Here is a 12,238-nt window from a genome sequence, read left to right as displayed (position 1 = left end):
CCATATAAAGAAGATTATTTCAGACGGGTTCGGGAGAAAATAATATAAGCATTAAATTAGCATGAACGAATGGGAGATGCTATACTAAAAATCATCATTTGACATTGGAGGAATAACAAATGGCTATCGTAAAAGCAACTGATCAATCGTTCTCAGCTGAAACAAGTGAAGGGGTCGTATTGGCGGATTTCTGGGCTCCTTGGTGCGGACCTTGTAAAATGATCGCGCCCGTTCTTGAAGAGCTTGATCAAGAAATGGGAGACAAACTGAAAATCGTGAAAATCGACGTTGATGAAAACCAAGAAACTGCCGGTAAATACGGCGTAATGAGCATCCCGACACTTCTTGTGTTAAAAGACGGAGAAGTCGTTGAAACATCTGTCGGCTTCAAACCGAAAGAAGCGCTTGAAGAGCTTGTAAACAAACATCTGTAAGCCGAAAGCGGCCGTTACGGCAGGGCGATTCCTTTTTAAAGAGGAATCGCCTTTTTTTGTTCTGCCAAAAGCTGAGAATGGAGAAAAACAAATGTTCGTGATACACTGAATGGACACAAGAAATGAATATAAGGAAGGGTAACGTATGAATAAACAACTGAAAGAAAAGCTGGCCCTCCTTCCCGATCAGCCGGGCTGTTATTTAATGAAAGACCGTCAAAAAACAGTCATCTACGTGGGGAAAGCGAAGGTGCTGAAAAACAGGGTGCGATCCTATTTCACCGGTTCTCACGACGCAAAAACCCAAAGGCTTGTGACGGAGATTGAGGACTTTGAATACATCGTGACCTCCTCCAATCTTGAAGCGCTTATTTTGGAAATGAATCTGATTAAAAAATACGATCCGAAATACAATGTCATGCTGAAAGATGATAAAACCTATCCCTTTATTAAAATCACCCATGAACGCCATCCGCGGCTTATTGTCACCCGGAATGTCAAAAAAGACAAAGGACGCTATTTCGGCCCGTACCCGAATGTTCAGGCGGCGCGGGAAACGAAAAAACTGCTGGACCGCCTATACCCGCTCAGGAAGTGCTCGAAGCTTCCGGACCGCGTCTGTCTTTATTATCATCTCGGACAATGCCTCGCTCCTTGTGTTAAGGATATTTCTGAGGAGACCAACCGCGAGCTGGTTGAAGATATCACCCGTTTTTTAAAGGGAGGGCATAACGAGGTCAAAAAAGAGCTTGAAGAGAAAATGGCAGAGGCGGCGGAAAAACTTGAATTTGAACGGGCTAAAGAATTCCGCGATCAGCTTGCTCACATCGAATCGACGATGGAGAAGCAGAAAATGACCATGAATGACCTTTTGGACCGCGATGTGTTTGCTTATGCCTACGATAAAGGCTGGATGTGCGTTCAGGTCTTTTTCATACGCCAAGGAAAGCTGATTGAACGCGATGTCAGCATGTTTCCGATGTATCAGGAAGCGGATGAAGAATTTCTGACCTACATCGGCCAGTTCTATTCTAAAAACAATCACTTTCTGCCTAAAGAAATTCTGGTGCCTGACAGCGTGGACAGGGACATGATCAGCGAGCTTTTGGAAACCGCCGTGCATCAGCCGAAAAAAGGCCCGAAAAAAGAGCTGCTTTTGCTTGCGCACAAAAATGCGAAAATCGCTCTGCAGGAAAAATTCTCATTAATCGAGCGGGATGAGGAACGGTCAATCGGTGCTGCCGAACGGCTCGGTGAGGCGCTGAACATTTACACGCCGCATCGGATTGAAGCGTTTGACAACTCCAATATTCAAGGTACAAACCCTGTGTCGGCCATGATTGTCTTTATTGACGGTAAGCCCAATAAAAAGGAATACCGCAAATATAAAATTAAAACCGTAACAGGGCCTGACGATTACGGCTCTATGAGGGAAGTCGTCAGAAGAAGATATTCGAGGGTGCTCCGCGAAAATCTCCCGCTGCCGGATTTAATCATCATTGACGGCGGAAAAGGGCAGATTAATGCGGCGCGCGACGTGCTCGAAAATGAGCTCGGCCTTGATGTCCCGGTAGCGGGATTGGCGAAGGATGATAAACACCGAACATCCAACCTTTTGATCGGCGATCCGCTTGAACCGGTGTTTCTGGAGCGGAACAGCCAGGAATTTTACCTGCTTCAGCGCATTCAGGACGAAGTTCACCGCTTTGCGATCAGTTTTCACAGGCAGATCCGGGGAAAAAGCGCCTTTCAATCCGTTTTGGATGATATCCCGGGAATCGGCGAAAAACGCAAAAAAATGCTCTTAAAGCATTTCGGATCTGTTAAAAAGATGAAGGAAGCAAGCCTTGACGATATTAAAAAAGCCGGTGTGCCGGCTGCGGCGGCTCAGCTGCTGTTTGAAAAATTGAAAAAATAGTATTGTGCTTTCCTGAAAAATCTGCTAGAATGTGAACTAATTTCATAAGATCGTGTTATATGGTGAAGATAGAGGTGCGAACTTCAATAGTAAGCTTTTGGAGAATGATGGATTCTGCGAGAAAAGCTGAAAGGGGAGCGTCGCCGAAGTGAATCACATCCCATCGGTGTGTTTTGCTGGCCTTGCATTAAATAAATGTAAGGCTGTCAAGAATTCATTTTCTTGGAGGGCTATCTCGTTGTTCATAATCAATCGTAATGATATGAAAAAGCAATGAGAGCTATTCCTCTCATTGCTTTTTTTATTGTGGACAAAACGCTCTTTTCTCCTCACCCGCACGAACCAAAATGTAAAGGGTGGTCTAGTATGGGTCTTATCGTACAAAAATTCGGAGGCACTTCCGTCGGGTCTGCCGAAAAAATTCAACATGCCGCAAATCGAGCCATTGCTGAAAAGCAAAAAGGCCATGACGTCGTAGTCGTCGTTTCGGCAATGGGAAAATCAACCGACGCGCTCGTTAACCTGGCGGCTGAAATCACATCTGAGCCAAGTAAACGCGAAATGGATATGCTTCTGTCTACGGGAGAGCAGGTCACGATTTCGCTTTTAGCCATGGCGCTTCAGGAAAAAGGATATGACGCCGTCTCTTATACGGGATGGCAGGCGGGTGTCCGCACAGAAGCCGTCCACGGCAATGCGAGAATTACGGATATTGATATCACGGCAATTCAGGCCCAGCTTGCTGAAGGCAGGATTACAGTCGTCGCAGGTTTTCAGGGCGTAACAGAAGATGGCGGCATCACGACGCTCGGACGGGGCGGTTCCGATACAACGGCGGTCGCTCTTGCCGCAGCATTAGGAGCGGATAAATGTGACATTTACACGGACGTTCCGGGCGTGTTTACGACAGATCCGCGGTACGTCCGGTCAGCTAGAAAACTGTCGGGGATTTCTTATGATGAAATGCTGGAGCTTGCAAATCTCGGAGCGGGTGTCCTTCATCCGCGGGCGGTTGAGTTCGCGAAAAACTATCAAGTGCCTTTGGAAGTGCGGTCAAGTACGGAACATGAAGCGGGAACGTTAATTGAGGAGGAATCATCAATGGAGCAGAATTTAATCGTCAGAGGAATTGCATTTGAAGACCAGATCACGAGGGTGTCCGTCACTGGCCTGACAAGCGGGCTGACAACACTTTCAACGATCTTCACCGCCTTGGCAAAACGAAACATCAACGTTGACATCATTATTCAGACACAGGCGGACGATGGGGAAGCGGACATTTCTTTCTCAGTGAAAACGGAAGATGCCGCTCAAACGGTCGCTGTGCTTGAAGAATATAAAAACGCGCTTGACTATGAAAAAATTGAAACTGAAAGAAAACTGGCAAAAGTATCTATTGTCGGGTCAGGCATGGTCTCAAATCCCGGCGTCGCTGCGGACATGTTTGCCGTACTGGCGGAAAAAAATGTACAAGTAAAAATGGTCAGCACATCTGAAATAAAAGTATCAACGGTTGTCAGCGAAAATGATATGGTGAAAGCGGTCGAAGCGCTTCACGATGCGTTTGAGCTTTCTAAACAGCCGTCTGCAGTATAAACGGGCAGGCAAAAAGGCGGGACTTGGAGTCACCGCCTTTTTTCAATTATACAGGGTCCTTCATATCCCATTTTACGGTCAGGACGACTTTATCCGCTCTCTTTTTTACCTGTTCATAAGATTCTGCAATCTGATCGTTCATCAATTGAATCTGTTCGGCTATAAAACCGGCTTCAAGCTGAAAACACGGCTCTTTCTGATGTTTGAGCCTGCTTGATACGAGCGGTCCTTCCAGTTCAAATTCAAGCTCTTGCTTTTTTGATCCGGTATTTGTCAAAGTTCCCCAGCCGGCTTTTTCAAAAAAGGCGGGGATTTCTTCCCACGATTGAAGAGGAAATTTGCGGGCGAGGCGTTTTCCCGCCCAATACATCATGGATGAATGTTCCGGGCCCAGGATATCCGGAAGCACGATTTCCCGGATTAATTCGTAGCCGTATGCGCTGACGTCGAGTTCAGTTAAAGGTTCTAAAGCTGCTTCATAATTATTCTTCATATTATGTATTCCCCTCTCTCCTTCGTTTATTATAGCTTAAACAGGGGGGAGGATTACAGGATGATCCTATAAAACACGTGAAAAAAAGTGAGAAAGATATCGCAGGAAAATAAAATTTTCCCGTCAAATAATCAATTCCGAAAATTATAATTTATGTACACGTTTTCTTGACGCCCATTTGAGGGAGGAGTAAAATGAAATTGTCAATAAATTTTAATAAAGTGCTTACAATTGAAACGAAGTGGGGGCAGAGATTTTAGCACATTTCGCACTTAAATCAAACAGGGGGTAAAGTAATGTCTGGGAACAGAGAGTTTTATTTTCGAAGATTGCATTCCTTGCTCGGTGTTATTCCGGTCGGCATCTTTTTGATCCAGCATTTAGTCGTCAACCAATTTGCCGCAAGGGGAGCAGATGCGTTTAACAAGGCGGCCGGCTTTATGGACAGTCTGCCGTTCAGGTATGCGTTAGAAATTTTTATTATTTTCTTACCTTTAATTTATCATGCGGTTTACGGTGTGTACATAGCATTTACTGCGAAAAACAACGCTGGCCACTACAGTTATTTCAGAAACTGGATGTTTGTGCTTCAGCGTGTCACTGGTATTCTCACCCTTATTTTCGTCAGCTGGCATGTGTGGCAGACGCGGATTGCCGCACAGATGGGCGCTGAAGTCAACTTTGATATGATGGCGAATATTTTGAGCTCGCCGTTCATGCTCGGTTTTTACATTGTAGGCGTTTTATCGGTCATTTTTCACTTTTCAAACGGCTTATGGTCTTTTGCGGTCACATGGGGGATCACGGTCACGCCGCGTTCTCAAAGAATTTCGACTTACGTGACGCTGATTATATTTTTAGCGCTTTCATACGTCGGTCTAAAAGCAATTTTTGCGTTTGTGTAAGAGAACTAGATTACTAGAGGGAGAGGGGCTATCATGAGTCAATCAAGCATTATTGTAGTCGGCGGGGGTCTTGCCGGCCTCATGGCGACAATTAAAGCAGCGGAATCAGGCACGGCCGTTAAATTGTTTTCCATCGTTCCGGTCAAACGCTCTCACTCGGTCTGCGCGCAGGGCGGGATAAACGGAGCTGTCAACACAAAAGGGGAAGGAGACTCTCCGTTCGAGCATTTTGATGACACGGTATACGGAGGCGACTTTTTGGCAAACCAGCCTCCTGTAAAAGCGATGTGTGAAGCAGCGCCGTCCATTATCCACTTATTGGACCGCATGGGGGTTATGTTTAACAGAACGCCGGAAGGGCTCTTGGACTTCCGCCGTTTCGGAGGCACACAGCATCACAGAACAGCATACGCGGGAGCGACGACGGGTCAGCAGCTTCTTTACGCACTGGACGAGCAGGTGCGCAGATATGAAGTGGCGGGTCTCGTCACAAAATACGAAGGCTGGGAGTTCCTCGGCGCCGTTCTTGACGATGAGCGCACGTGCCGCGGTATCGTAGCTCAAAATCTGACCAATATGCAAATCGAGTCATTCCGTTCTGACGCCGTTATTATGGCAACTGGAGGACCCGGAATCGTATTCGGTAAATCAACAAACAGTATGATCAACACGGGATCTGCCGCATCAATCGTTTATCAGCAGGGAGCTTACTACGCTAACGGCGAATTTATCCAAATTCACCCGACAGCAATTCCCGGAGACGATAAACTGCGTCTGATGAGTGAATCGGCGCGCGGTGAGGGCGGAAGAGTCTGGACGTATAAAGACGGAAAACCTTGGTACTTCCTTGAGGAAAAATATCCGGCTTACGGGAACCTCGTGCCGCGGGATATTGCGACACGTGAAATCTTTGACGTATGCGTGAATCAGAAACTCGGCATCAACGGAGAAAACATGGTGTATCTTGATCTTTCGCACAAAGATCCGAAAGAGCTTGATGTTAAGCTTGGCGGCATTATCGAAATCTATGAAAAATTCATGGGGGATGACCCGCGCAAGCTTCCGATGAAAATTTTCCCTGCCGTTCACTACTCAATGGGCGGCCTGTGGGTTGATTATGATCAGATGACAAGCATCCGCGGATTGTTCGCAGCGGGTGAATGTGATTATTCAATGCACGGAGGAAACCGTTTAGGGGCGAACTCTCTGCTTTCCGCCATCTACGGAGGAATGGTTGCCGGTCCGAATGCGGTGAAATATGTTTCAGGACTTGAAACATCAGCGGAAGACATGTCTTCTTCATTATTTGATTCCTATGTGAAAAAAGAAGAAGAAAAATGGGCCGATATCATGAAGATGGACGGCGATGAAAATGCCTACGTGCTTCACCGTGAGCTCGGAGAATGGATGACGGCCAACGTAACGGTGGTGCGCCACAACGACAAGCTTTTGAAAACGGATGACAAAATTCAAGAGCTGATGGAACGCTTTAAGAAAATCAATATCAACGATACGACAAAATGGAGCAACCAAGGGGCAATGTTCACCCGCCAGTTCTCCAACATGCTTCAGCTTGCCAGAGTCATCACGCTCGGCGCATACAACCGAAATGAAAGCCGGGGAGCGCACTATAAACCGGATTTCCCTGAAAGAAATGACGATGAGTGGCTCAAAACGACAATGGCTAAACATGCCGGTCCGTTTGAAGCTCCGGAATTTGAATATCAGGATGTCGATGTATCACTGATTGCGCCCCGTAAACGCGACTACTCGAAGAAGAAGGTGGCGAAATAATCATGAGTGAGAAAAAGATACGGTTTATCATTACACGCCAGGATACGCCCGAAAGCGCGCCATACGATGAAGAATTTGAAATCAATTACCGTCCGAATCTGAATGTGATTTCTGCCCTGATGGAAATCCGCAGAAACCCCGTTAATGCAAAAGGGGAGAAAACGACGCCGGTCGCATGGGACATGAACTGTCTTGAGGAAGTATGCGGCGCCTGCTCCATGGTCATCAACGGAAGACCGCGCCAGTCATGTACGGCGCTGGTTGATAAGCTGGAACAGCCGATCCGTCTGAAACCGATGAAAACATTCCCGGTTGTCCGTGACCTTCAGGTGGACCGCAGCAGAATGTTTGATTCACTGAAAAAAGTGAAAGCATGGGTGCCGATTGACGGGACTTACGATTTGGGACCGGGACCGAGAATGCCGGAAAAACGCCGCCAGTGGGCATATGAATTGTCTAAATGCATGACATGCGGCGTCTGCCTCGAAGCCTGCCCGAATGTCAACAGCAAATCGAAATTCATGGGGCCTGCCCCGATGTCGCAAGTGCGTCTGTTTAACGCCCATCCGACGGGCGCGATGAACAAGTCAGAACGTTTAGAAGCTTTAATGACAGACGGCGGCCTCGGAGATTGCGGGAATTCACAAAACTGTGTTCAATCCTGCCCGAAAGGCATTCCGCTCACGACTTCAATCGCTGCTTTGAACAGAGATACGAATTTACAAGCATTCCGCAATTTCTTCGGAAGCGACAGAGTATAAGAAAGAAAAAAAGAGCCTCTTCCGCACGGGAGAGGTTTTTTTATAAGGAGCTGAAGGTGATGAAACAACCGCAATATATTGACATCCCGTTTGAAGAATGGAGACAGTCGTTTTCTTTCTTCACTGAAGTGACGGTTCGGTTTTCAGAAACGGATATGTTCGGCCATATGAATAATGTAATCCCTTTCATCTATTTTGAAGAAGCCCGGATCGCTTATTTTAAACAGCGGGGCATATCAGCGCAAAATTCGGAAACGATGACGGTCGTCGCAAGCCAGCAGTGCGACTATATGCGTCAGGTGATGCCGTATGAAAACCTGCGGATTCATGTCAAAGCAAGCTCTGTCGGAAATGCGTCCGTCACCCTTCATTACCTTGGAGAAAATGAGTCAGGCCTGCCGTGCTTTACCGGTTCAGTCGTTATGGTTCAAGTGTCAAAGACAAGCGGCAAAGCGGTCAGCTGGACGGAGCGGGAGAAAGGCATTCTGCTCTCCTGAACGGATAACTATTTCTCTAAGTGACGTCACCTCCGAAGCGCCCTTTACATATGATATCTTGACTATATAAACCCATTCGTTTCAGATTCGCTCTCACCTTAGCAAGGAGGGTTACAATACTTGAAGGAGAAAGATTTTCAATCAAAGCCGCTGCTGACCAAAAGAGAAAGAGAAGTATTCGAATTGCTCGTTCAAGACAAGACAACAAAGGAAATTGCAAGCGAGCTATTTATCAGTGAAAAAACTGTACGGAATCACATTTCAAATGCCATGCAGAAGTTAGGTGTGAAAGGGCGTTCGCAAGCTGTTGTCGAGCTTCTTAGAATGGGTGAGCTAGAGCTCTGATTCTTGCCGGTTTTCCTTCTTTACGAGAAGGAGCCGGTTATTTGTGTTGGCGCCCAGGATGATGGGCATGCGGTGAAAATCCCGGCTTTCCCTTTTTCTCCCTCAGTCTTGCATTTTCTTAAAAAAAGAAGGAAAATAGACACGGAGCGTATAGCCCAGAAAGATCCTTGAGTGAGGGATGGACAAATGACATCAAAATCTGTAGAGCATGTTGCGGATATCGAAAAATCACTCCGCCATATCGCTGCGATCATTAAACAAAAAGGAAGAGAAATCCTTAACCAATATGCAATTACACCGCCGCAATTCGTGGGGCTTCAATGGCTTTATGAATTGGGGGATATGACAATAGGCGAATTATCAGGCAAAATGTATTTGGCTTGCAGCACGACGACGGATCTGATAGACCGCATGGAAAAAAATAAGCTTGTCGAGCGGGTTAAAGACCCGGCTGACAGACGGGTCGTCAGAATTCATCTTCTCGCAGAAGGAGAGCGCATTATCCAGGAAGTGATTTTGAAAAGGCAGGCTTATTTGCGGGATATGTTTGAGACATTTTCCGAAGAAGAAACAGCCGTCTTTGAAAAGTCATTATTGAAACTGCAGCATGAAATGAAAAGAAAATGAGGCGATTTTGTTGGAACAGCCGATAGGAGTCATTGATTCCGGGGTTGGCGGGTTAACCGTTGCCAAGGAAATCATGAGACAGCTACCGAAGGAAAATATCATCTATGTGGGAGATACAAAACGCTGCCCGTACGGCCCGCGTCCTGAAGAAGAAGTTCTTCAATACACGTGGGAAATGACCGATTACCTGCTGGAAAACCACCATATCAAAATGCTCGTGATCGCCTGTAATACGGCCACGGCCATTGCTTTGGAGGATATTCAGCGCAAAACGGATATTCCGGTTGTCGGCGTCATTCAGCCGGGTGCGAGAACGGCGATAAAGGTCACGAAAAATCAGCATATCGGCGTCATCGGCACGATAAATACCATTAAAAGCCGAGCGTATGAGCAGGCGCTGCTCGGATTAAATGCAGACCTTCAAGTCGAGAACACGGCTTGTCCGCTGCTGGTGCCGTTTGTGGAAAGCGGACGGTTTCTTCAGGAATCGGCGGCGGAAGCGGTCGAAGCATCGCTTGAGCCTTTAAAAGGTACAGCAATTGACACCTTGATTTTAGGGTGCACGCATTATCCGATTTTAAAAGATCCGATTCAGGATTATATGGGAAAGCATGTGAAAATCATTTCATCCGGAGACGAGACAGCGAGAGAAGTGAGCACCATTTTGTCTTATAAAGGCTTGTTAAACCAATCGAAACATGCACCGGAGCATCAGTTTCTAACAACGGGAGAGCGGAACGGCTTCGCAAAAATTGCCGAAGACTGGTTCGGTCATGAAATCGGCCATGTCGAGTGCATCTCCCTTCAAGAGCCGATCAGAAAATAAATCAAAAAACCCGCTGTTTACGGCGGGTTTTTTTGCGCATCCCGGTCTATTTCCCGCACAGGGCTCGTATACATCATAGTACAAACAGCCTTAGGAGGGAAAAGTATGCTGAAAAAAGGACCTGCAGTCATTGCTGCAACATGTCTTACTTCGGCTTTTGTATTATCAGGATGCGGTTTGTTTCAATCCGATAAAACAGCCGGGGAAATTGACCCGCCTCAAGACATTTCATATGTAAAAGATGAAGCGGGAATTCAGGCGAAATCAACGCAGTCAGAAAAAAACGGCACATCTAAAGCCGATCAGCCGGCCAATACAGTCATGAGAGAGCTGTATCTGATTGATAAAAACGGCTATGTCGCAGCACAGACACTGCCTCTTCCGAACAGTGAGGGAACCGCGAAGCAGGCCCTTGAGTATTTGGTTCAGGGAGGGCCTGTGTCAGAAATTCTGCCGAATGGCTTCAGAGCGGTGCTCCCTGCGGATACGACGGTAAACGTTGATATTAAAAAAGACGGTACCGCCGTCGCTGATTTTTCGAAGGAATTTAAAAACTACAAAAAAGAAGACGAACAAAAAATCCTGCAATCGATTACATGGACGCTTACCCAATTCAGCTCGATAGATAAAGTCAAAATCAGAATCAACGGGCATGAACTGAAAGAAATGCCTGTGGGCGGCACGCCGATTACGGGCGACTTAAGCAGAAAAGACGGAATTAATATTGAAACCGCCGGAGTGAATGATCTGACAGACACCCATCCGCTGACTGTGTATTATCTGGCGGAAACAGAGACCAGCGAATACTACGTGCCTGTCACGAAGCGGATTGACAATTCAGAAACAAACGACATCACCGCAGCCGTTGAGCAGCTCGCCGACGGACCGGGCAAAGCAAGCGGGCTTTTGACGGACTTTAATAACGATGTTAAGCTCCTCAGCAAGCCGAAAGTAAAAGACGGCCAGGTTACACTTGATTTTAACAGCTCTATTTACGGAAGCGCCGATGAAAAAACAAAAATGGTATCATCGGGCGTGCTGGACAGCATCGTCCTCACATTAACAGAACAGCCGTCGATAAAAAGTGTTTCTATAAAAGTAAACGGAAAATCAGAACTGGTGAATGAAAAAGGAGAATCCCTTTCAAAACCTGTTTCGAGGCCGTCCCAAGTGAATACGGGTAGTTTTTAATTTGCGATTTTTGATATACTAGTAAAAAAGAGGTTAGCGTTCCGGGCTGCCTCTTTCTTTATTCACAATCCGGAACAAAAGGTTTATGTACATATAATCGGAGGTAAAATATGAGACACGACGGAAGACAGCACGATGAGCTGCGCCCTATCACATTTGATTTGGATTTTATCACTCACCCGGAGGGCTCTGTTTTAATTACAGCGGGAAATACAAAGGTCATCTGTAATGCATCAGTGGAAGACCGGGTGCCGCCATTTTTACGCGGCGGAGGAAAAGGCTGGATCACAGCGGAATACAGCATGCTTCCCCGCGCCACGAATCAAAGAACGATAAGAGAATCTTCAAAAGGAAAGGTTTCCGGAAGAACGATGGAAATCCAGCGTCTGATCGGGCGCGCGCTCCGGGCCGTCGTTGATTTGGAGAAGCTCGGCGAACGGACGATCTGGATCGACTGCGACGTTATTCAAGCGGACGGCGGAACAAGAACGGCTTCCATTACCGGCGCCTTCTTGGCAATGGCCATTGCGGCCGGCAAACTCGTAAAAAGCGGCGTTATCAAAACCTCTCCTGTGACAGACTATCTCGCGGCCATTTCTGTCGGGATGGATAAAGAAGAAGGCCTTCTTTTGGATCTGAATTATGAAGAGGATTCAGCGGCTGAAGTCGATATGAATATCATCATGACGGGAAGCGGACGTTTTGTAGAGCTTCAAGGGACGGGCGAAGAAGCCACATTCTCCCGTGAAGATTTAAACGGACTGTTAAGCCTTGCCGAAAAAGGAATCCAGACGCTTATTCAAAAACAAAAAGAAGTGCTGGGAGAAACATTGCCTGAACTGAAATAAAGA

Annotated in this window: 13 protein-coding genes and 1 riboswitch; of the genes, 12 read left to right on the top strand and 1 reads right to left on the bottom strand. The window is 46.7% G+C overall.

Annotated elements, in window-relative coordinates; genetic code table 11:
- Positions 1-119 precede the first annotated feature (119 nt).
- The 3 genes from trxA (at position 120) to QRX25_RS13265 (ending at position 3,948) form a co-directional block, all read left to right on the top strand.
- Positions 120-434 carry a thioredoxin gene (trxA, locus tag QRX25_RS13275; protein WP_003152560.1) on the top strand — a complete coding sequence of 105 codons (315 nt, stop codon included), beginning with the start codon at positions 120-122 and terminating at the stop codon, positions 432-434.
- A gap of 145 nt (positions 435-579) precedes the next feature.
- Entirely contained in the window at positions 580-2,352 is a 1,773-nt protein-coding gene (uvrC, locus tag QRX25_RS13270; protein WP_212098592.1) for an excinuclease ABC subunit UvrC, read from the top strand.
- Between the two features lie 61 nt (positions 2,353-2,413).
- A riboswitch (Lysine riboswitch) is annotated at positions 2,414-2,593 on the top strand.
- 125 nt (positions 2,594-2,718) lie between these two features.
- Positions 2,719-3,948 (top strand): aspartate kinase, encoded by a 1,230-nt coding sequence (locus QRX25_RS13265; RefSeq protein WP_212098589.1) that lies wholly within the window; start codon positions 2,719-2,721, stop codon positions 3,946-3,948.
- A 46-nt stretch (positions 3,949-3,994) separates the two neighbouring features.
- Here QRX25_RS13265 and QRX25_RS13260 read toward each other — a convergent pair whose 3' ends face one another.
- Positions 3,995-4,441, bottom strand: coding sequence for a YslB family protein (locus QRX25_RS13260; RefSeq protein ID WP_013353101.1), 447 nt, complete (start codon positions 4,439-4,441; stop codon positions 3,995-3,997).
- Positions 4,442-4,737: 296 nt separating this feature from the next.
- On the opposite strand from QRX25_RS13260, the gene sdhC reads away from it, so the two are divergent.
- The 9 genes from sdhC to rph all read left to right on the top strand — a co-directional run bounded on the left by sdhC (position 4,738) and on the right by rph (position 12,235).
- Positions 4,738-5,346 (top strand): succinate dehydrogenase cytochrome B558, encoded by a 609-nt coding sequence (sdhC, locus tag QRX25_RS13255; RefSeq protein WP_003152571.1) that lies wholly within the window; start codon positions 4,738-4,740, stop codon positions 5,344-5,346.
- Positions 5,347-5,379: 33 nt separating this feature from the next.
- Positions 5,380-7,140, top strand: a complete 1,761-nt coding sequence (gene sdhA / locus QRX25_RS13250; protein WP_013353100.1) for a succinate dehydrogenase flavoprotein subunit — start codon at positions 5,380-5,382, stop codon at positions 7,138-7,140.
- Between the two features lie 2 nt (positions 7,141-7,142).
- Positions 7,143-7,901, top strand: coding sequence for a succinate dehydrogenase iron-sulfur subunit (sdhB, locus tag QRX25_RS13245; RefSeq protein WP_013353099.1), 759 nt, complete (start codon positions 7,143-7,145; stop codon positions 7,899-7,901).
- Positions 7,902-7,960: 59 nt separating this feature from the next.
- Positions 7,961-8,398, top strand: a complete 438-nt coding sequence (locus tag QRX25_RS13240) for an acyl-CoA thioesterase (protein WP_013353098.1) — start codon at positions 7,961-7,963, stop codon at positions 8,396-8,398.
- A gap of 120 nt (positions 8,399-8,518) precedes the next feature.
- Entirely contained in the window at positions 8,519-8,743 is a 225-nt protein-coding gene (gene gerE / locus QRX25_RS13235) for a spore germination transcription factor GerE (protein ID WP_003152579.1), read from the top strand.
- 186 nt (positions 8,744-8,929) lie between these two features.
- Positions 8,930-9,370, top strand: coding sequence for a MarR family winged helix-turn-helix transcriptional regulator (locus tag QRX25_RS13230; RefSeq protein ID WP_016938743.1), 441 nt, complete (start codon positions 8,930-8,932; stop codon positions 9,368-9,370).
- Between the two features lie 7 nt (positions 9,371-9,377).
- Positions 9,378-10,196 (top strand): glutamate racemase, encoded by an 819-nt coding sequence (gene racE, locus QRX25_RS13225; RefSeq protein WP_088613223.1) that lies wholly within the window; start codon positions 9,378-9,380, stop codon positions 10,194-10,196.
- A gap of 105 nt (positions 10,197-10,301) precedes the next feature.
- Complete coding sequence (locus QRX25_RS13220) at positions 10,302-11,387, top strand: GerMN domain-containing protein (RefSeq protein WP_013353095.1); 1,086 nt, start codon at positions 10,302-10,304, stop codon at positions 11,385-11,387.
- A 110-nt stretch (positions 11,388-11,497) separates the two neighbouring features.
- The gene (rph, locus tag QRX25_RS13215) at positions 11,498-12,235 is read left to right on the top strand and encodes a ribonuclease PH (RefSeq protein WP_060562697.1); all 738 of its coding nucleotides are present in this window, start codon (positions 11,498-11,500) and stop codon (positions 12,233-12,235) included.
- Positions 12,236-12,238: the final 3 nt, after the last annotated feature.

Origin of the sequence: Bacillus sp. L381 (assembly GCF_030284525.1) — a bacterium.
GTDB classification, from domain to species: Bacteria; Bacillota; Bacilli; order Bacillales; family Bacillaceae; genus Bacillus; species Bacillus amyloliquefaciens.
The sequence above is the reverse complement of the archived record's forward strand: the minus strand, read 5'-3'. Positions and strand labels throughout refer to the sequence as shown.

Bases quoted from the DNA above. Each gene is read 5' to 3' on its own strand.
- sdhB (WP_013353099.1), top strand. From the start codon at position 7,143: ATGAGTGAGAAAAAGATACGGTTTATCATTACACGCCAGGATACGCCC.
- QRX25_RS13260 (WP_013353101.1), bottom strand. From the start codon at position 4,441: ATGAAGAATAATTATGAAGCAGCTTTAGAACCTTTAACTGAACTCGAC.
- sdhA (WP_013353100.1), top strand. From the start codon at position 5,380: ATGAGTCAATCAAGCATTATTGTAGTCGGCGGGGGTCTTGCCGGCCTC.
- sdhC (WP_003152571.1), top strand. From the start codon at position 4,738: ATGTCTGGGAACAGAGAGTTTTATTTTCGAAGATTGCATTCCTTGCTC.
- rph (WP_060562697.1), top strand. From the start codon at position 11,498: ATGAGACACGACGGAAGACAGCACGATGAGCTGCGCCCTATCACATTT.
- QRX25_RS13220 (WP_013353095.1), top strand. From the start codon at position 10,302: ATGCTGAAAAAAGGACCTGCAGTCATTGCTGCAACATGTCTTACTTCG.
- QRX25_RS13240 (WP_013353098.1), top strand. From the start codon at position 7,961: ATGAAACAACCGCAATATATTGACATCCCGTTTGAAGAATGGAGACAG.
- QRX25_RS13230 (WP_016938743.1), top strand. From the start codon at position 8,930: ATGACATCAAAATCTGTAGAGCATGTTGCGGATATCGAAAAATCACTC.
- uvrC (WP_212098592.1), top strand. From the start codon at position 580: ATGAATAAACAACTGAAAGAAAAGCTGGCCCTCCTTCCCGATCAGCCG.
- trxA (WP_003152560.1), top strand. From the start codon at position 120: ATGGCTATCGTAAAAGCAACTGATCAATCGTTCTCAGCTGAAACAAGT.
- QRX25_RS13265 (WP_212098589.1), top strand. From the start codon at position 2,719: ATGGGTCTTATCGTACAAAAATTCGGAGGCACTTCCGTCGGGTCTGCC.